The 17,304-nt window shown below is 68.5% G+C and carries 18 protein-coding genes; 5 read left to right on the forward strand and 13 right to left on the reverse strand.

The features are described 5' to 3' along the window. The first annotated feature begins 109 nt into the window (after window positions 1-109). The 3 genes from H1Q64_RS11895 (at window position 110) to H1Q64_RS11905 (ending at window position 4,611) form a co-directional block, all read left to right on the forward strand. On the forward strand, window positions 110-3,196 hold the full coding sequence (locus H1Q64_RS11895) for an SLBB domain-containing protein (protein WP_237904939.1): 3,087 nt from the start codon (window positions 110-112) through the stop codon (window positions 3,194-3,196). Window positions 3,197-3,225: 29 nt separating this feature from the next. Continuing rightward, complete coding sequence (locus tag H1Q64_RS11900) at window positions 3,226-4,023, forward strand: colanic acid biosynthesis glycosyl transferase (RefSeq protein ID WP_237904940.1); 798 nt, start codon at window positions 3,226-3,228, stop codon at window positions 4,021-4,023. Between the two features lie 120 nt (window positions 4,024-4,143). Then, entirely contained in the window at window positions 4,144-4,611 is a 468-nt protein-coding gene (locus H1Q64_RS11905) for a helix-turn-helix domain-containing protein (protein WP_014240329.1), read from the forward strand. Window positions 4,612-4,634: 23 nt separating this feature from the next. Here H1Q64_RS11905 and H1Q64_RS11910 read toward each other — a convergent pair whose 3' ends face one another. The 5 genes from H1Q64_RS11910 to H1Q64_RS11930 all read right to left on the reverse strand — a co-directional run bounded on the left by H1Q64_RS11910 (window position 4,635) and on the right by H1Q64_RS11930 (window position 9,519). Then, entirely contained in the window at window positions 4,635-5,486 is an 852-nt protein-coding gene (locus H1Q64_RS11910; RefSeq protein ID WP_237903654.1) for a glycosyltransferase family 2 protein, read from the reverse strand. After that, window positions 5,483-6,454: a hypothetical protein gene (locus tag H1Q64_RS11915; RefSeq protein WP_237903655.1), complete on the reverse strand. Its 972-nt coding sequence runs from the start codon at window positions 6,452-6,454 to the stop codon at window positions 5,483-5,485. The genes H1Q64_RS11910 and H1Q64_RS11915 overlap by 4 nt, the downstream gene beginning before the upstream one ends. After that, window positions 6,447-7,694: a glycosyltransferase family 4 protein gene (locus tag H1Q64_RS11920; protein WP_237903656.1), complete on the reverse strand. Its 1,248-nt coding sequence runs from the start codon at window positions 7,692-7,694 to the stop codon at window positions 6,447-6,449. The genes H1Q64_RS11915 and H1Q64_RS11920 overlap by 8 nt, the downstream gene beginning before the upstream one ends. A 49-nt stretch (window positions 7,695-7,743) precedes the next feature. Beyond that, a complete protein-coding gene (locus H1Q64_RS11925; RefSeq protein WP_237903657.1) occupies window positions 7,744-8,946 on the reverse strand; it encodes a hypothetical protein in 1,203 nt (400 codons plus the stop codon). A 102-nt stretch (window positions 8,947-9,048) separates the two neighbouring features. Beyond that, window positions 9,049-9,519, reverse strand: coding sequence for a DUF3299 domain-containing protein (locus H1Q64_RS11930; protein ID WP_237903658.1), 471 nt, complete (start codon window positions 9,517-9,519; stop codon window positions 9,049-9,051). Between the two features lie 301 nt (window positions 9,520-9,820). Here H1Q64_RS11930 and H1Q64_RS11935 point away from each other — a divergent pair, with 301 nt between their 5' ends. Further along, window positions 9,821-10,171: an ArsR/SmtB family transcription factor gene (locus tag H1Q64_RS11935; protein ID WP_014240322.1), complete on the forward strand. Its 351-nt coding sequence runs from the start codon at window positions 9,821-9,823 to the stop codon at window positions 10,169-10,171. Between the two features lie 174 nt (window positions 10,172-10,345). Beyond that, window positions 10,346-11,170: an N-formylglutamate deformylase gene (gene hutG, locus H1Q64_RS11940; RefSeq protein ID WP_237903659.1), complete on the forward strand. Its 825-nt coding sequence runs from the start codon at window positions 10,346-10,348 to the stop codon at window positions 11,168-11,170. A 16-nt stretch (window positions 11,171-11,186) separates the two neighbouring features. Here the strand turns inward: hutG and H1Q64_RS11945 are convergent, their stop codons facing one another. The 8 genes from H1Q64_RS11945 to murI all read right to left on the reverse strand — a co-directional run bounded on the left by H1Q64_RS11945 (window position 11,187) and on the right by murI (window position 17,304). Next, entirely contained in the window at window positions 11,187-11,597 is a 411-nt protein-coding gene (locus H1Q64_RS11945; RefSeq protein WP_237903660.1) for a bacteriohemerythrin, read from the reverse strand. A gap of 361 nt (window positions 11,598-11,958) precedes the next feature. After that, on the reverse strand, window positions 11,959-12,744 hold the full coding sequence (gene fabI / locus H1Q64_RS11950) for an enoyl-ACP reductase FabI (RefSeq protein WP_014240318.1): 786 nt from the start codon (window positions 12,742-12,744) through the stop codon (window positions 11,959-11,961). 302 nt (window positions 12,745-13,046) lie between these two features. Continuing rightward, on the reverse strand, window positions 13,047-13,469 hold the full coding sequence (locus tag H1Q64_RS11955) for a YgaP-like transmembrane domain (protein ID WP_237903661.1): 423 nt from the start codon (window positions 13,467-13,469) through the stop codon (window positions 13,047-13,049). A gap of 28 nt (window positions 13,470-13,497) precedes the next feature. After that, complete coding sequence (locus H1Q64_RS11960) at window positions 13,498-14,370, reverse strand: PRC-barrel domain-containing protein (RefSeq protein WP_237903662.1); 873 nt, start codon at window positions 14,368-14,370, stop codon at window positions 13,498-13,500. 100 nt (window positions 14,371-14,470) lie between these two features. After that, a complete protein-coding gene (ureG, locus tag H1Q64_RS11965; protein ID WP_014240314.1) occupies window positions 14,471-15,109 on the reverse strand; it encodes an urease accessory protein UreG in 639 nt (212 codons plus the stop codon). Next, entirely contained in the window at window positions 15,106-15,972 is an 867-nt protein-coding gene (locus tag H1Q64_RS11970; protein ID WP_237904941.1) for an urease accessory protein UreF, read from the reverse strand. Before H1Q64_RS11970 ends, ureG begins: the two co-directional genes overlap by 4 nt. Then, the gene (locus tag H1Q64_RS11975; RefSeq protein WP_237903663.1) at window positions 15,881-16,450 is read right to left on the reverse strand and encodes an urease accessory protein UreE; all 570 of its coding nucleotides are present in this window, start codon (window positions 16,448-16,450) and stop codon (window positions 15,881-15,883) included. Before H1Q64_RS11975 ends, H1Q64_RS11970 begins: the two co-directional genes overlap by 92 nt. After that, window positions 16,447-17,304 (reverse strand): glutamate racemase, encoded by an 858-nt coding sequence (gene murI, locus H1Q64_RS11980; RefSeq protein ID WP_237903664.1) that lies wholly within the window; start codon window positions 17,302-17,304, stop codon window positions 16,447-16,449. The genes H1Q64_RS11975 and murI overlap by 4 nt, the downstream gene beginning before the upstream one ends.

A 17,304-nucleotide genomic window follows, 5' to 3' on the forward strand; every position in this document is an offset into this window, starting at 1 on the left:
TGCACGCATTAGTGTTCATTGTATCCGACTTTGACGGCCAAAACGGAATCGGACCACGGTGCCAGCACCATCAATGTGTGACTCCGCGCGCAGAATCCTCGCCCTTTTGGTGTCGTTGTCGGCGCTGACGGTCTGGGCGCTCGCCGTGTCGGCCGCGGAGCCGGCATCCCCCGTGCTCCACGCCCGCAATACGGCACCCTCCTCCCAGGCGATCCCGCCGCCGCGCGCCGGCGCCAGCCGTCCCGCTCCCGGCCCGGATTCCCTGTCACCGATCGAGGCCGCCTACAGCGAGCGGGCGGGCTCCCTCCTTCTCCAGTTCGGCTACGACCAGTTCGGCGAGGCCCCGCCGCGCGGCGGATCGGGCGGCGTGCAAGCGGACTACACGCTGGGTCCGGGCGACGAACTTCTGGTGTCCCTGCGTGGCCAGAAATCCTCCAGCAAGCGCCACCTCATCGACGGGGCGGGGCTGCTGACCGTCGACGACGTACGGCCCGTCGTGGCCCAGGGACTGACCCTTGCGGAATTGCGCGCCCAGCTGGCCGACGCGGTGACGGCCTCCTTTCCGAACACCGAGGTGTACGTCTCGGTGACGGAAATCCGGCGGATCGGCGTCCTGGTGACCGGCGCCGTGGCTCGTCCGGGCCGTCAGGAGATTAGTGCCTTCGCCACGCTGATCGACGCGTTGACCGGCGCCGGCGGTGTCACACGTGGCGGCTCGCTCCGCCGCATCCACCTGTTTCATGCGCACGCCGCGGCAAACGCCCCTTCGACCGGGTTGCCCATCGACCTGTACGACCTGTTCATGACCGGGGACGGCGCGAACGCGGGCATTCGGTTGCGCGACGGCGACCGCGTCTTCGTGCCGCCGCTCGGTCCCACGGTGGCGCTGGCCGGGCCGCTGAAACGTCCCGGCGTCTATGAGCTTCCCCCCGGCGAGAACCGCCTGCCGATCGCCGTGGCGCGGGAGATGGCGGGAGGCCTTCTGCGGCCCGGCGCGCATCGGGCGCTTCGCTACGCCATCGGTCCGGACGGAGAGGAACGGGCGGAGGAGCTGTCCGACGCGGACGCCACCCAGCTGGGCGACGGCGACCTGCTGCTTCTGGCACCCCGCCGGGAGGATCGGCGGGGCGACCTGCGGCTGGACGGCCATGTCCTGCGCCCCGGAGCCCGGGCGTTGGAGCGGACCCCAAGCATCGGGGCTCTGGTTTCCGCGGCCGATCTCGGACCGGCGCCCTATCTTCCCTTTGCCGTGCTCGCCTCCGTTCATCCGGGCAACCGCACGCGCGTCCTGCGACCGGTCGATTTGGGAGCCGTGCTCGGCGGCCGTGACCGCCGCCCCCTTGCCGAGGGCGACGTCCTTTACGTGCTGGGCGCGGACGATGTGGACTTCCTGACCTCCGAACCGGTGCTGGAGCTGCTGCGCGGCGCGCGCGAGCCGGCCTCGGACGCGTGCCGCAGCCTTGTGGTGCTGGCCCGCGCACTGACGGCGCAGCCGGACGGGCCGCTTGCCAGCGGTCCGCAGGCGCGGGCGGCGGCGCGGCTGACCGGCGGACGCGGCCCCTGCCCGCCCTTGTTCGAAGCCGTTCCCGACCTGCTCGTCTTCGCGCTGGAGCATTCCACCCTGCTGATGGGCGGCGTCCCCCGCCCCGGCTTCTACCCCTCCAACGGACGGGGCAGCGCCGCGGAGCTGGCGCTCGCCGCGGGCGGGCCGGAGTCCGGCGCCTACGCGCCCCCCTTCGGCGGAGCATCGCAACACCGCCCGGTGGCGGCGGGGAGCATTGTGGAACCCGACGAGCCTGTCTACGAGTTGACCGGCCATGCCCGCCGCCCCGGCGTCCGCCCTCTGGCCGGGGGCGCCACGCTGCGTGACGCCTTGACCGGCGGCGATGCGCTGAAGCGGGACGTCTATCCCCTGCTGGGCGTGATCGAGCGCTTCGACCGCCGCACCCTCGCCCATCGACTGATTCCCTTCTCGCCACAGGAGGTGACTTCCGGACAGGCCAACCGCGCCCTCTCCGACGGTGATCGGGTACGCCTGCTCTCCACCGCCGAGGCCCGTGCGCTGACCAGTTCCCCGGACAAGGAACGCAAGCCCGAGACGCCCCCGGCCAACACCGGACCACCTGATGCCGAACCACCCGACACCGAACCACCGGGCGCCGAACCGCCCAACGCCAAACCGCCGCTTCCCGGCGACATCGCGGGGCTGGTAAGGGAACGCGGGGTGCAGGTGCGGGGTGCCGTGCGAACACCCGGCACTTATCCCGTGGCGGAGACGGCGACCGTCGAGGCCCTTCTGGCAACCGCCGGCGGCCCCGCCGCGACCGCCGATCTCGCCAGCCTGGAAATCACCACCACCACCGGCCAGCGCCGCCGCCTGGACCTCCGCGACGGTGCGACGGCCCGGACGGCGCTGTATCCGGGCGACAGCCTGCGCGTCAATCCCAAACCCCAGGCACTGGAGGCGCGAGCGGTCACCATTTCCGGCGCAGTGCGCCGCCCCGGCGCTTACGACGTCGCGCGCGGCGAGACGCTGTCGTCGCTGATCGACCGGGCCGGCGGCCTGACGGAGGAAGCCTATCCTGCCGGGACCAGTTTCCTGCGCGACAGCGAGCGCAAGCGCGAGCGCGCCTGGTTCGACCAGCAGGCCCGCGACCTGGAACGCTGGATGGTGCAGGAGGTCGAGAAGGGCGAGGCTGCGCGCTCGGACGTGGTCGGGCTGGCCCGGCAGCTCGCGACCCAGCTGCGCGGGGTGGAGCCGCTGGGCCGCATCGTCGTCGAGGCCGACCCACTGGTGCTGCGCCAGCGGCCCGAACTGGACGTGCTGCTGGAGCCGGACGACCGCATCCTGATTCCGAAACGCCCCCTCACCGTGACCGTCACCGGCGAGGTGCTTCATCCAACCGCCGCGCAGTTCGTCAGCGGCAAGACCGCCGAAGCCTATCTCCAGGAGGCGGGCGGTGCGAGCCGCAACGCCGACGACGCCCGCATCTTCCTGGTTCTGCCGGACGGGCGGGCGCAGCCGCTGTCCCTCTCCTCCTGGAACCACACCGTTACGGCGATCCCGCCCGGCTCGTCCATCGTGGTGCCGCGCGACCCGAAGCCGTTCGATCTGATGGAGTTCTCCAAGAACATGGGCACCATCCTCGGCCAGCTCGCCATCTCGGCGGCGGCGATCGCGGTGATCTCCGAGTGACGGGTGAAGCGGGAACGGTCCGGTTGGCCGTGGTCACCGTGGTCCGCGACGACCTGCCCGGCCTGCTCGCCACCCACGCCAGCCTGCGCGCCCAGACCGTGGCGGCCTACGACTGGTTCGTGGCGGATGGCGCTTCCACGGACGGGACGGCCGCATGGTTGGCCCGCCATGGGGACGAGGCGGCTTGGTGGCGCTCGTCGCCCGACCACGGTCTGTATGACGCCATGAACGTCGCGCTGGATGCCATTGCCGAGCGGCCCCCCTCCTGCGCCTCTCCGTGCAGCCACATCCTGTTCCTCAACGCCGGCGACCGGCTGGCCGACGGTCGGGTTCTGGAGCGGCTTATCCCCATCCTGGCCGCGCGTCCGGATGCTGCCCTGTTCTATGGGGACGCGCTGGAGGAGCTTCCCGGCGGGAGGCTGGTCGTGAAGCCGGCGCGCTCGCACCGCCGCGCCTTGCTGGGCATGTTCACGCATCACCAAGCCATGGTCTACCGAATGGCTGCCATGCCCGGTGTCCGATTCGATCTGCGGCACGCGCTGGCCGCCGACTATGCGTTCACCTTGACGGTCCTCAAGCGAGGGGACCCGGCCCACCGCTTGCCACTTTCGGTATGCATTTTTGCCCCCGGCGGACGGTCCCGGCAGGAACCGGCGCGTGGCCGGCGGGAGCAAGCAATCATCCGCCGCGAGCTGCTTGGGCTGGGCCGAACGGCCAACGCAACAATATGGGGATTACAATGGCTTGCCATTACCTTGCGCCAGACAATTCCATGGCTTTACGCGAAATATCGTTTCTCATCAAATGAACGATCGTTTCTTTCATAAGCTTTGACGACTGTTTCACGCATCTAGCTGTTGATGCGCACGAAAAGTTGCATAGAATTTACTTTCCTAACTAACCAATTTCCCTGGTGGCGACGACCACCTCCATACTGAGGGTCTATTATGAGTGCCACGAAATCCAAGCTATCGCCCGCCCACACACTGTCACGCCGTGGCGAGGGTCCCAACCCCATCGACATTCATGTCGGCGCCCGGCTTCGGCTGCGCCGCACTCTGCTCGGTCTGAGCCAGGAGAAGCTGGGCGAGGCGGTCGGGATCACCTTCCAGCAGCTCCAGAAGTACGAGCGCGGGTCCAACCGCATCAGCGCCAGCCGCCTGTTCAACCTGTCGCAGGTTCTGGGCGTCCCGGTCAGCTACTTCTTCGAGGACATGCCGTCGCCGGAGCACATCGCCACCCCGTCGCCCGACGTTCCGCCGTCCGAAACAGAAGAGTTCGAGTCGATGGCCCGTCGTGAAACCCTGGAACTGGTCCGGGCCTATTACCGCATCGAGGACTCCTCCGTGCGCAAGCGCACCTTCGACCTTCTCAAGGCCCTCGGCGGCGAGCGCGCCCTGGACGAAGCGGTGTAAGGCACGGCACCGTCGTTCGACCCTCAGTCATCGGTGGACGCGGGAGGCCCGGCACGCCGCCTCGCGTCCGCGATCTTCAGGCCGATCTGCCAATAGTAGAAGGCCCGCGCCAGCGCGTGTTGGAATCCCGGACCGCCGTCCAGGAACCCCAAACGCCAAACATACCCATACAGAAAGACCAGGAGCGGGCGCGCCGGCACCACGCCGAACCAAGCCTTCAGCCAACGGCGCGCGCCGGATTCCCGCCGAATCAGGTCCGCCATCCGTCCATCCGTCCGCAGCGCCGCCTCCCAATCGGCGTAACGGGCGTGCCGGTCGAACCACGCCGCAATCGGTTTGTCGTCGGAATGGGTCAGGCTGTGGCCCAGCCGTCCGACGGTGCCGGCGATCACCGGCTGATAATGGCCCTCGACCTCCCACATGGTGGCAACGTCGAGGTCGGGCACAGTCGGAAAGTGCGCCTTCCGGCGGTCAAACAGGACGAGTTTCCGGTTGCGCGCGCCGAAGCGCAGGCGCCGGCCAAGAAACACCGGATGGCCATCGATGAAGTAGCCGGCATGCCGCGGCCCCGCGCTCATGAGCGCCGCGATCTCCTCCACCAGCGCGCCGCCGAGTCGCTCGTCCGCATCAACAAACAGGACCCAGTCCTGACGGAACGGCAGTTGGTCCAGGCACCATTGCTTCTTCTTCGGATATCGCCCGTCCCACCGGAAGGGCACGACCCGTGCGCCCGCCGCCTCGGCGATGGCCGGCGTTCCGTCGGTGCTGCCGCTGTCCACCACGAAGCGCTCGGCGAAACTCCCCAGTGCGGACAGGCAGAGGGGAAGGTTGACCGCCTCGTTGCGGGTCATCACCACGACCGACACGGGGATCATGGAACCGCCTCTCCCCCGGCCCGCCACAGGCGCCGCAGGCTGACGGTGATCGCCCCGGCCAGTAGCCCCACCAACGCCGCCATGGGAACCACGCGCAGGGGATTCGGCCAATCCGGGCGCTGCGCCGCGGCGGGCGGTTCGATGGCGTCCGCTGCCAGCGGCAGATCGACCTCGATCATCATGGCGATCCGTTCCTGCTCCGACAGCAAGTTGGCAAGGGCCTGCCGGTGTTCCGCCACGGTGATCCCGGCCAGACGGGCACGCGCGTGGGCGATCTGGGCGGCGCTGCGCCGGGACGCCTCCGCCCGCAGATGGGCGTCGGTCGCCTGGGCGGCGGCGGACAGAATCCGCAGCGCCATGGCGCGGTCGGCGTCGCGAAGGCGCAGCCGCCGCATCGGCCCGCTGCCCACCATGTCAACGGTGAGCCGGTCCTGAAGGGCGCTCGCCACCCGCTCCGCGTCGGGTTCCACCCAGTCCGACCGGCCGACCAGCGCCAGGAACATCCGCTTGGCGGACGCCATGGGACCGGGCGCGGGGCGCCAGGCCTCCGCCTCCCCATCCCAACGGTCGGGAAACAGACCACGCAGCAGCAGCGGATCCGCCATCATCCGCTCCGCCACCGGAATGGAGGTGAACAGTTGGAGGTAACGCGCGAAATCCGAGAGGATTTCGTCCCCCGGACCGGGTTCCGACGCGGCGGCCGCGGTTTCCCGGCCGATCAGAACGGGCAACCGCGCCCCCATGGCCGCCGCACCGACGCGCGCGGTCGGCCCGATCACCATCACAGCGGTGTATTGCGGAACCACCAGCCGCAAGGCAGTCACGGACGCCACCACACCCAAAACCGTCCCAACGAGCAGAATCGGCCAGCCCTCCCGCAACGTCCGCAGGAACCGCCGCAGCCGCAGTCCCGATTCCACCCTTTCGGCCTCCAACGGGGAGCGGCGCAGCGGCATTCCATCAGGCATGGGGGAGGCCCCGCCCGGGCAGAACGGACGCGCCGCGCAGCCTCGTCTGGCGCAGCATCTCGGCCAGCGACGCGAATCGCCGGGCCGCCGCCGTGGCGTCCCAAGCCGATGCGACGGTCAGCGCGCGTGCCCCGTGCGCCGCACACAACAGCGGGTCGCCGGCATAACGGCGGATCGCGGCGGCCAGCCCCGTCACGTCGTCCGGCGCCAACCTTTGCCCGCAGCCCTCCAGCATGGCCGCCGCATCGCTGCCCGCCGGCCCCAGAAACAGGCAAGGCCGGCCGGCCGCCAGCGCGCCGGCCACCTTGCTGGGCACCAGCAGCCCTTCGGCCAGCGGATCCATGGTCGCCAGATGCAGATCGGCCGCGGACAGGCTTTCGGCCAGACGGTCCGGCGGCTGGAGCGGAAGCAACCGGACGTTCGTCAGCCCGCGCCGTTCCACCGCCTCCGCCACGGCGGCCCGCCGCCGCCCCTCCCCGATCAACAGAATCGCAATGCCGGGATCGCTGCGCGCCAGCAGAGTCGCCGCATCCAGCAGAGGATCCATCGGATGGGCCAGCCCCATGTTTCCGGAATAGGCCACGGTGAAACAGCCGCCCAGCCCATGCTCCCGCCGGAACGGGTTGTCCGCGCGCGGCACCGGCCGGATGCGCGGATCGGACCAGTTCGGCAGGACGGTGATCCGCTCCGCCGGCACCCCCGCCGCCGCCAGCCGTCCCGCCATGCAGCGCCCGATGGCGACCACCGCGTCGTGGCTGCGAAGCGCCCGAGCACTCGCCCGCTCCGTCATCCGCATCAGCGGTTCCGGCAAGTGGATGCCGAGCACCGGCAACAGTGCCGGAAACACATCCTGGCTCCAATGAAGGGACGCCGCGCCATGTCGGGCGGCAATCAGCGGACCGGCGCAGCCCAACAGGGGCGGATCGGTCATGGTCACCACGACGTCGTGCCGCGGCAGGCGCAACGCCCGCTGAATCAGCCGAACCGCGGCGGCGAGATAACCGCGGGCGGTCAGTCGCGGGTCTCTGGGCACCGCCCGTTCAGCACGGGGCGCATCCCCACCGGTGCGGCGAACGGCGACACCCGGCGGCGCATCGCTGGGTCCGCACCCGTCCGCGACGACGGTGACCCGCCAGCCCATTGCCGCCATCCGCCCCGCCAAGTCGGACATGCAACGCCCGGTCGCCCCCTTGTCCGGAGGAAACACACGATTGACGAACAGGATGGATGGAGAGTCCACGAAAAAGGGATTTCTGCAATTTCTCAACACGCATAAGTATGCATTTCCTTCAGCGCGGCGGCAACCGCTTCCCGCGCTCCGCCGCCAGAACGGCCAAGGTGAGCAAAAGGCCGGTGTCGAGGTATTTGAAACTGGTGTGCGCCCCAAGCGCCATCAGCAGCGGCGCCGACACCGCACAGCCGAGCGCAGGATCGGAACGGAGGAGCGCCAGCACACGCGGAGCAAGTCCGCCGAGATAGGCAATCAGGGCGCACAGGCCGATCACCCCGGTCTTGGCCAGGGCATAGGTCACGAGCGTGTGGGTGTAGGACACGCGCCATCCACCGACCGCAGGATTGGCGAGGAGCGCCCCCCACCCCTGCCCGAACAGGAAGGCGGCCGGAGATGACAGGGCCTGCCCGAGGGCGGCCTCCGCCTCTTCCCACCGGGTGTTGGCCCCGGCCAGCCGGGTTTTCTCAGCCGCCTGCCCCAGAGCGCCGAACAAAGTCTCGGGAAACAGCGCCACCGACAGCAGCGCCGCCACCGCCACGCCCAACCCAGCCAAGGGTGCCCGACGCAACCACCACAGCCCCAGAGCTGCGAAGGCCACGGCGGCAAGCCCCAACGCCATGCGGTGCACCGCTCCGGCCAGCGCCACCAGACACAACAGGCCGCCCAGAATCGAAGCCACACCGGCGGCACGCCACAGCCACCCGCCCTGCGTCAGCATTCCGATTCCGAAGGCCGGCAGCGCAATCGCGGCGAACAGGACCGATGGCGCGTTCAGCAGATAGACGCCGCCATCCGCCATCGCCCGCAAGCCGACGGCGCCGAAACCCCAGTCCGCCTGCTTCCACCAACGCAACGCGAACCCCACACCGGCCACCGCAAGACCGCCGGCCAGAAGGCCGACCGCACGGTCGGGAGCGGCGCGCAGCATCGGCACCAGCAACACCGGGAGGAACAGATAAAGAAGTGGGACCACGTCGCGCACCATGTCGCCCGGCGCCCAGTCCAGCCACACGCCGCGCATCAGCGGACACCACAAAAGCACCGCCAGCGCCAGGACCGCAGGCATCTCCCACGGAGGCGAACCACGCTCCAGCAACGTCTGGCCCGTCGCCACGTACAGGGGGCGCAGCACCCCGACACCCAGCACCAGCAGCGCGCCAATTGCCGCCTCCGCCGGGCGGATCTCTGCCGGTGCCGGCGCGCTCAGCAGGCCGTAGAGGACGAGCGCCAGGAACAACCCGGCGGTACGCCACAAAGCCACATCCCTTCCGGCCACGCGTTTCCCGTCACCCACCCTGCTCGAACAGGTGTCAGGATTTCACGACTCGTCGAAAAAAGGAACAACCGATCGGAACCGCAACGATCAGGCGTAGCGCAACTCAGCCCGATCGAGGCGATAGAACAACCCCTCCAGAGGGTTCAGCCGCAACGTGCCGGTCATCAGCACCGGCGCCTGCGATTCGCGGACCGGGATCTGGCTGTGGACGTGCAGCATGGTGGAAGGGGTGGGCCGGTGGCAGGCCGGACAGGAGATGGGATTGGCAGCGAGGATGAAGCGGTTGTGGGACGACGCGTCGCTCAGCGGCACCATGAAGCCGCGGACCGTCACCAGCTTTCCCTCCAGCGCCTTGACGCGGGTCGGAAAGACCGGATTGGCGGCTGGCCCCTCCATGCGGACCTGCACCAGATCCCGCCACAAAGCCGTGGTGTCGTCCAGCGGCAGATGGAACGGTCCGGCGGGATGCATGGGTTCGCTGGCGTTGGTGGCCCAGATCGCCCAGCCGGCCACCGGGGCCAGCGCAAGCGGCAGCAGAACCTGTCGGCGCGACGTCATGGCTTCCTCCCCCTCGATCCTGCCCGTTTCGGTCGTTCGTTCGACCGTTCTTCGATCCCGTTCATTGGATCGTTGAAGGCATTCTGTGCGGCCTTGCCCCAGACCGTCGTGCTTGTGGCCGAATTGTTCCCGAGCCCTCGCCCAAGGTCAACAGGCGAGCGATAGGCCATACGTAAGATGCCGCCGCCCGGCGACTTCGGGCACCGCTTCGCCGACCTATGGGATTGACGCGGCCGCCGACCTATACTTTGTAAGAGCGGCAACCACCGATAAAAACCTTACGAGCGGGAATCAACGCGGCATGCAAAAAGGGTCAGCACCGAAGGACAAGCCGGCGCATCTCCGCCTGTCCGAAGACCAGACCACCGAACTGGCCGACATGTTCCGCCTGATGAGCGACCCCAGCCGGCTGCGCATCATCCTGGCCTGCCTGGACACGTCGACCTCGGTCGGCGACATGGCGGCGGCGCTGGGCCTGTCGCCATCCCTGGTCAGCCATCACCTCCGCCTGCTGCGGGCGGGACGGCTGATCCAGGCGGAACGGCGCGGCAACCGCGTCTTCTACTTGATCACCGACGAGCATATCCGGCGCGTCCTGTCGGACATGGTCGACCATGTGGCGGAGGAAAGCGAGGGGGATCTGGAAGCGTAAGGCGGTTGCGGCGGCCCGGGCCGCCACAACCCGTTGAAGCCTTTATAACAAATACGCAATAGGATTTGACCGCCATGCCGGTTGCGCCGCATAGTTCCGATCATGCTGCGGCGCATCAAACCGTTGTTGCACGAATGGCTTGATGAATCGGGCCAGGAAACAAAGGGTGTTGGCATGGAGACGTTCCGCTTCCAGCCGGGGGAAACCCCCGTCCTGCTCAGCATCCCGCATGTCGGCACCGTCGTGCCGCCGGACATCGCGGCCACCATGACCGACTCCGCCCTGGCGATGCCCGACACCGACTGGCATCTCGACCGGCTCTATCACTTCGCCCCGGCGCTGGGCATCGGCTTCCTGAAGCCCATCCTCTCGCGCTATGTGATCGACCTCAACCGCGATCCCGACAGCGCCCTTCCCGCCCCCGGCGCCAGCAGCACCGAACTCTGTCCCCTCACCACCTTCGATCACCAGCCGGTCTACCACCCGGGACAGGAGCCGGACGCGGCGGAGGTGCGGCGGCGGATCGGCGCCTATTGGCGCCCCTATCACGAGCAGCTCAACGGCGAGCTTCAGGCGCTGAAGGAACGCTTCGGCGTGGCGGTGCTGTTCGACGCCCATTCCATCCGATCACGCGTGCCGCGCTTCTTCGACGGGCAGATCCAGGACTTCAGCCTGGGCACGGCGGAGGGGACCAGCGCCTCGCCGGCACTGGTCGGCCGTGTGATGAACGTGCTCACCGCGACCGGGCGTTTCTCCTCGGTGCAGAACGGGCGGTTCAATGGCGGCTTCATCACCCGCCGCTACGGCAATCCCGCCGACAACATCCATTCGATCCAGCTCGAACTGTCGCAGCTCACCTACATGGACGAAGAGGCTCCCTTCGGCTTCCGCGAGGAGTCGGCGCGTCAGCTGCGCCCGACGCTGGAGCGGTTGCTGAGCCTTGTCGTCGAGTGGGCGTGGGAGAACGCCGCCGGCCGGCGGCGCAGCGCTTTCCTGTAACGCTCCGGCGCTGCCCTCAGACCCAGACGCCCCGCACATAGGGCGTCAGCTGCGTGTCCTGCATGATGATGTGGTGGACCAACCAGTTCGCGGTGAAGGTGTAGATCCGCTCGGCGTTCTGATGCGTCGGGTCCCGTGTGAAGACCGCGGATAGTTCGCTCAGCGTCCGCACCGCCTCGTGATGCTGGCGGACATGCTCCTCGAACTTCGGGTAATGCACGGCCTGCATGATCTTTTCTTCGCGGGCGAAATGCTGCTGGGTGTATTCCAGCAGTTTCATGAGGATCTTGGCAACGCGCACCGGCATGAAGCTGCGCGAATTCAACGCGGCGTCCAGTTCGTTCAGATACTCGATCAGGTGCTTGTGATCTTCGTCGATGGACGGCTGGCCGACGCTGAGCTGCCGCCTCCACGTAATGACACTCATGAACCCTCCGCACCCTGTCTTCCGCGGCCACCGGGCAATTCCGCCGAAAGCCACCGCATTGAAGGGAAGCGCGCCGTATCTGCGCAACTGAAGATCAAGGTGCGCAAACCGTCAAGGAACCGTAAATACCAGACGCCGCGCCCCTTGTTACCGCCGACTCCGCGACCAGCGGCCTTTGCCTGCATTATGGGCGCATTTTCTACAAAACGAACGCATACGATCGTCACATGGCATTTTGCCGCACCAAAACAAAGACGTGAAAAGGCAGGGGAAACGTCATGTTTCCGCCTGCCTTCACATCGACTCTATGAAGATGAGGCGACGATCAGCCGCCCCAACTTACCTGCCAATCACCGTCCGATCAGCCGACGATCGAATAGCCGCAATCCACATAGGTGGTGCTGCCAGTGATGCCCTTGGCCCCGTCCGTCGCCAGGAAGGCGGTGGTGTAGCCGACCTCTTCGATGGTGACGAGGCGCTGCTCCGGCGCGCGTTCCGCGGCCTTCTCCATCAGCTCGTCGAAATGGGCGATGCCGGAGGCGGCGCGGGTCTTGATCGGACCCGGGGAAATGGCGTGGACGCGGATGCCTTTTGGGCCCAGTTCCGCCGCCAGATAGCGCACGCTGGCTTCCAGGGCGGCCTTCACCGGACCCATGACGCCGTAATTGTCGATCACGCGGTTCGCGCCGAAATAGGACATGGTGAACAGCGAACCGCCGTCCTTCATCAGCGGCTCCGCGTAGCGGGCCATGCGGATGAAGGAGTGGCAGGACACGTCCATCGCCATCTGGAAACCTTCGCGCGAGCAATCGACGACACGGCCGTGCAGGTCGTCCTTCGGAGCGAAGGCGATGGAATGCAGCGCGAAGTCCAGCTTGCCCCACTTCTGCTCGATCTTCTCGAAGATGGCCTTCAGCTCACCCTCGCCGGTGACGTCCACCGGTTCGAAGATCTCCGCTTCGAGCTGCTGGGCCAGCGGCTCGACGAAGCGCTTCGCCTTGTCGTTGAGGTAGCTGACCGCGAGATCCGCGCCCAGAGCGCGGAAGGCGCGGGCGCAGCCCCACGCGATCGACTGATCGTTGGCGATGCCGAGCACGAGGCCCTTCTTGCCTTCAAGAGTGGCGGCGGCGGGGATGATCGTGGTCATAGGCTGGCTTTCCCGGATTGCAAGGTGGCCGGATTCAGAGTGCGCCAGATCGGATCACTCGAATTGTGCAACGCACCATAATGCAATCGAAGGTCATAGGCAACTTGTTAAAGTCGCAATATATCCGACATTATCGCTTTGTTTATCCGTAACACAGCCTTCACACAGCGAAGACGCGAAGTCCGCAGCGGTAGTCCATACCTCTTTCTTGCGTATTCATACCGAGGACCGCAACAAAAACAAAGGCCCCACCTTTCGGAGGGGCCTTTTCGCAGGACCGGCTTCTATGGAACCGGAGACGATCAAACGGCGCCGGGCGTGAAAGACGGCGGATCGCTGGCCGGGAAGGATTCCATCGACGCCTCGTCCACCTTCTCCTTCTCGTCGGCGTCGTCGTAGATGTCGCCGGGATGGCGCGAGTACCGGTGGACACCCTGATCCACATCCTCGGCAGGGGTGCCCGCCCCGTCGTGATGGCCGCCCCAATCCTCCATCATCGCCTTGGCCGGGCAATAGCCGGTCAGACCGCGGGCGACCAGGGCGCCTCCGGCCAGAGCCAGCGCCGCCCCACCAACGGTCGGGCGGCGCAGCCCGAGCACGGCGAGAAGCCCGCCGCCGACCAGCGACACCAAGCGTTCGGTGTGCCCGACGTTGATCATGCGTTCGAGATCGTCCGGCAGGGCCGCGTCGCGGCTGCCCATGCCCTTCTGGCTCGTCATCGCCATCGCTGCTCTCCTCGATCTTTTTCTATGGTCACTGCTGCGGGGCGGGCGGCGTGGACCCGCCCTGCCCCGGCGCCGGCGCGGCGCCGGTCGAACCGGACGAGCCCGGCTGCGCCGTCCCATCGGGCTTGCGGGCCGTATCGGCCAGCGTGCGGGCCTGCGACAGCTCGCGGTTCAGCCGGTCCACCTCCTGGGAGAGGCGCTGCACCTCCGACTGAAGCTGCGGCGATCCCGCGGCACCGCCCTCCGGCATACCAACCGCGGCGAGGGCCGCACCGTCGCGCATCCAATAGGGCTGGACCCCGTAATAGGTGTGCAGCGCCACCGCCCATTGCCGGTCCGACATGTCCGGGCGGTTGGAGCGGGTGAACTGCGGCGCCGCGGTCAGCCGGTCTTTGGTGACGTTCAGGACATAGCCGTCACCGGCCTGCGCCGGCTGGACCAATGCCCAGGGAACCGGGAAGTTGCGCTCGCCCAGACCGAGGAACCCACCGGCTTCGACCACGGCGTAGGCGACGCGCCCGGTGTTCGGATCGACCACCAGTTCGGAAATGGAGCCCATCTCCTCGCCGCTGGCGTTGTGCAGCTTGGCCTTCGACAGGTCGTCGGCGGCGACCACGCGCGGATGCTCGACCGAGCGCAGCAAGGCGTCGGCCTCGCCCAGGATGGTCTGGCAGGCCGGCTCGCCGCCCCGCTGCCCGGCGCGCTCGGCGGTCTGGCGCAGGGCGCGGAGCTGACCGATCTCCTGCGGGCTGATGGAGGCGGGAGTCTGGTTGCCGGCGGCCTCCAGCGCGCCGATGCGCTGGCCCAGCCGGTTCACCCCCTCCGGGCAGGTCTCGGCGAGTGCCGGCCAAGGCCCGAGCGCCCCCGCGATCATGGCGGCGCTGAGGAGCAGGCGTTTCATCGTGGGTGCCTCCGGCTTGGTTTCCGTGCGTGTGCGTCTCACGCGGGGAAAACAGCACGGCCAAGACGGAGGTTCCGAGAATGCTTCTTCTGCGAAGTGATCAGCCCGGAAGCGGCAACCCGCCCCGCTGAACGATGAAGGACTGGACCGCGTCCACCCCCTGCCCCGTCTTGATGTTGGTGAAGACGAAAGGCCGGTCGCCGCGCATCTTCTTGGCGTCGCGGTCCATCACCTCCAGGCTGGCGCCGACCAGCGGGGCGAGGTCGATCTTGTTGATGACCAGAAGGTCCGACCGGGTGATGCCCGGCCCGCCCTTGCGCGGGATCTTGTCGCCCGCCGACACGTCGATGACGTAGATGGTCAGGTCGGCCAGTTCCGGCGAGAAGGTGGCCGCCAGATTGTCCCCGCCCGATTCCACGAAGATCAGGTCGAGGTTCGGGAACTTGCGGTTCATCTCGTCGACGGCGGCGAGGTTGATCGAGGCGTCCTCACGGATCGCCGTGTGCGGGCAGCCGCCGGTCTCCACCCCCATGATCCGGTCCGGCTTCAGCGCGCCGGAGCGGGTGAGGAATTCGGCGTCCTCCTTGGTGTAGATGTCGTTGGTGATTGCCGCGACCTCCCAATCGTCGCGCATGCGCTTGCACAGCGCGTCGGTCAGCGCCGTCTTGCCGGAGCCGACCGGCCCGCCGATGCCCACGCGCAGGGGGCCACCATGGCTCTTGGAAATCGGGGCGGTCATGAGCGGAACAACCTCGTGTATTGGGTTTCGTGGATCATGGAGGTCCAATCGACGGCCATGGCGCGGCTGCCCAGATCGTCGAGCGGGGCGGCCAGCGCGGCCTCCGCCGCAGAGTGCACCACGGAATCGAGCGCCGCCAGGGCCTTCTGCCCGTCCGTCTGCCCCAGCGGCACCAGCCGCACCCCGGCGGAGACGAGGTTGGCGGCGAAGGCATGCAGATAGGCCGACAGGGCGGGGCCTTCCGGCACGCCGATCGACGCGGCAGCCAGCGCCACCGCGACGGCGTAGGCGACCGGACGGCCGGTATCGGCGATCACCCGGTCCCAGCGCTCCATCCCCTCCAGCGGCCAAGCAGCGCGCACGGCGATCAGGAAGGCCTGCCCCTGCGCGCGGCTCTCCAGCGCGGTTTCCGAGGAGGCGCGCATGGCGTCGGCGCGCTCGACCGCCCAGGCGAAGCCCGCCTCGTCGCCCGCCAGCACAGCGCGGTGGGCGGCAATGAAAAGCATGCCGTCGGTCCGCCCGGCGCCGTGGCGCAGGATGCCGTCCATCCAGCACGCCAGCGTGTCCCGGTCGCGGACGAGTCCCTGCTCCACCGCCGCCTCGATGCCGTGGCTGTAGGAAAAGCCGCCGACCGGGAAGGACGGCGACAGCCAAGCCAGGAGCTTGGTGAGGTGGGCGGCCGAGACTGACCCCCATCCCCCCGCTGCGCAGGGGAGGGCCAGATTCCCTCCCCCGCCCAGCGGGGGAGGGTTAGGGTGGGGGCAAGCGCCCTCAGTCATGCGAATGCCCGTGGGAATGCCCATGCGCGTGGCCGTTGGAATGCGAATGACCATGATCGTGGTCGTGATCATGCCCATGGTCATGGCCGTGCCCGTGCGAATGGCCATGCCCCTGCCCCGAGTACGCTCCGCCCTCCGGCGCGAAGGGCGCGTGGATGGCCGCGACGCTCGCCCCCAGCCCTTTCAGCATGTCCTCGATCACATGGTCGCGGCGCAGGCGGATGGTCTCACCGACGATCTGCACCGGCAGGTGGCGGTTGCCGAGGTGCCAGGCGATGCGGGCGAAGCCCTCCGTCCCGCCGCCGCAGCGCACCTCCATCAAATCCTCGTCGGCGGCGACCACGCGCAGGAAGGCGCCTTCGCCCAGTTCCAGCCCGTCGCCATGGTCGAGCGCGACCGCGCGCGGCAGGTCCAGCAGGAAGTCGGCCCCCGCATCGTCCGTCATCACCATGCGCCGCCGATGGCGGTCGTCGAAGGCGAGGGTCACCGTGCCGGCCTCGCGCTCGGCGGGCCAATGGCCGCGGGCGTGGACTCGGGTGGCGCGGCGGAGCGTGTCGGTCATGGAGAAAGCCGTTCGAAGGGTGTGGGCCGGCCGAAGAAACGTCCAGCGAGGGCGCCGACCGGTTCCGCCGCTCCCGTGGTGAAGAAACGAAGGGCGCCCGCCACCTCGCCAGCGGTCGGGGCCGGGGCGTATTCGGGATGGCGCTCCAGGTAATTGTCCAGCGAGCGGGCGACCAGACTGGGCTGACACAGCACCTCCACCCCCGGCGGCAGCGCCTCCGCGAACAGATGCGCCACCAGCGGGTAGTGGGTGCAGCCGAGCACCGCCGCGTCCAGCGGCTGGCCGCCGAGTTGCTCCAGCAGCGCCCGCACATAGCCGCGCACCGCCGGAGCCAGCTCCGCATCCCCCGCCCCCCGCTCAATCAGCGGGACGAGGTCCGGGCAGGCCTGCTGCACCACCCGCACGTCGGGCGCCCGCTTGCCGATCTCACGCGGGAAGGAGCCCGACGCGACCGTGGCCGGGGTGGCGAAGACGCCGACCGTCCGCGGCTCCGGACGCCAGTCGGCGGCGGGGCCGTCCTGCATCCAGGGCACACGGGTGATCGCCTCGACCATCGGCACCAGGACGCCCAGCACGTTGCGGCCCGGATGGGCCACGGGCAGCCACGTCCGCTGCATCCGCCGCAGCGCCACCGCCGCCGCCGTGTTGCAGGCCAGCACGACCAGCCCGCAGCCCTCGGCGAACAGCCGCTCCACCCCCTGGACCGTCAGGCGGTAGATGTCCTCCTCGCTGCGCGGACCATAGGGAGCGGCGGCATGGTCGCCGAGATAGACGAAGGGACGCCCGGGAGCGGCGGCCACCAGCGCGCGCAGCACCGTCAGACCGCCATGCCCGGAATCGAAGACACCAATCAC

This window comes from Azospirillum brasilense (assembly GCF_022023855.1).
Classification (GTDB): Bacteria; Pseudomonadota; Alphaproteobacteria; order Azospirillales; family Azospirillaceae; genus Azospirillum; species Azospirillum brasilense_F.

What these genes read in the sequence shown, in the direction of transcription:
- H1Q64_RS11905 (WP_014240329.1), top strand. Translation starts at nt 4,144, where the DNA reads ATGAGTGCCACGAAATCCAAGCTATCGCCCGCCCACACACTGTCACGC.
- H1Q64_RS11910 (WP_237903654.1), bottom strand. Translation starts at nt 5,486, where the DNA reads ATGATCCCCGTGTCGGTCGTGGTGATGACCCGCAACGAGGCGGTCAAC.
- H1Q64_RS11915 (WP_237903655.1), bottom strand. Translation starts at nt 6,454, where the DNA reads ATGCCTGATGGAATGCCGCTGCGCCGCTCCCCGTTGGAGGCCGAAAGG.
- H1Q64_RS11930 (WP_237903658.1), bottom strand. Translation starts at nt 9,519, where the DNA reads ATGACGTCGCGCCGACAGGTTCTGCTGCCGCTTGCGCTGGCCCCGGTG.
- H1Q64_RS11935 (WP_014240322.1), top strand. Translation starts at nt 9,821, where the DNA reads ATGCAAAAAGGGTCAGCACCGAAGGACAAGCCGGCGCATCTCCGCCTG.
- hutG (WP_237903659.1), top strand. Translation starts at nt 10,346, where the DNA reads ATGGAGACGTTCCGCTTCCAGCCGGGGGAAACCCCCGTCCTGCTCAGC.
- H1Q64_RS11945 (WP_237903660.1), bottom strand. Translation starts at nt 11,597, where the DNA reads ATGAGTGTCATTACGTGGAGGCGGCAGCTCAGCGTCGGCCAGCCGTCC.
- fabI (WP_014240318.1), bottom strand. Translation starts at nt 12,744, where the DNA reads ATGACCACGATCATCCCCGCCGCCGCCACTCTTGAAGGCAAGAAGGGC.
- H1Q64_RS11955 (WP_237903661.1), bottom strand. Translation starts at nt 13,469, where the DNA reads ATGGCGATGACGAGCCAGAAGGGCATGGGCAGCCGCGACGCGGCCCTG.
- H1Q64_RS11960 (WP_237903662.1), bottom strand. Translation starts at nt 14,370, where the DNA reads ATGAAACGCCTGCTCCTCAGCGCCGCCATGATCGCGGGGGCGCTCGGG.
- ureG (WP_014240314.1), bottom strand. Translation starts at nt 15,109, where the DNA reads ATGACCGCCCCGATTTCCAAGAGCCATGGTGGCCCCCTGCGCGTGGGC.
- H1Q64_RS11970 (WP_237904941.1), bottom strand. Translation starts at nt 15,972, where the DNA reads ATGACCATGGGCATGATCACGACCACGATCATGGTCATTCGCATTCCA.
- H1Q64_RS11975 (WP_237903663.1), bottom strand. Translation starts at nt 16,450, where the DNA reads ATGACCGACACGCTCCGCCGCGCCACCCGAGTCCACGCCCGCGGCCAT.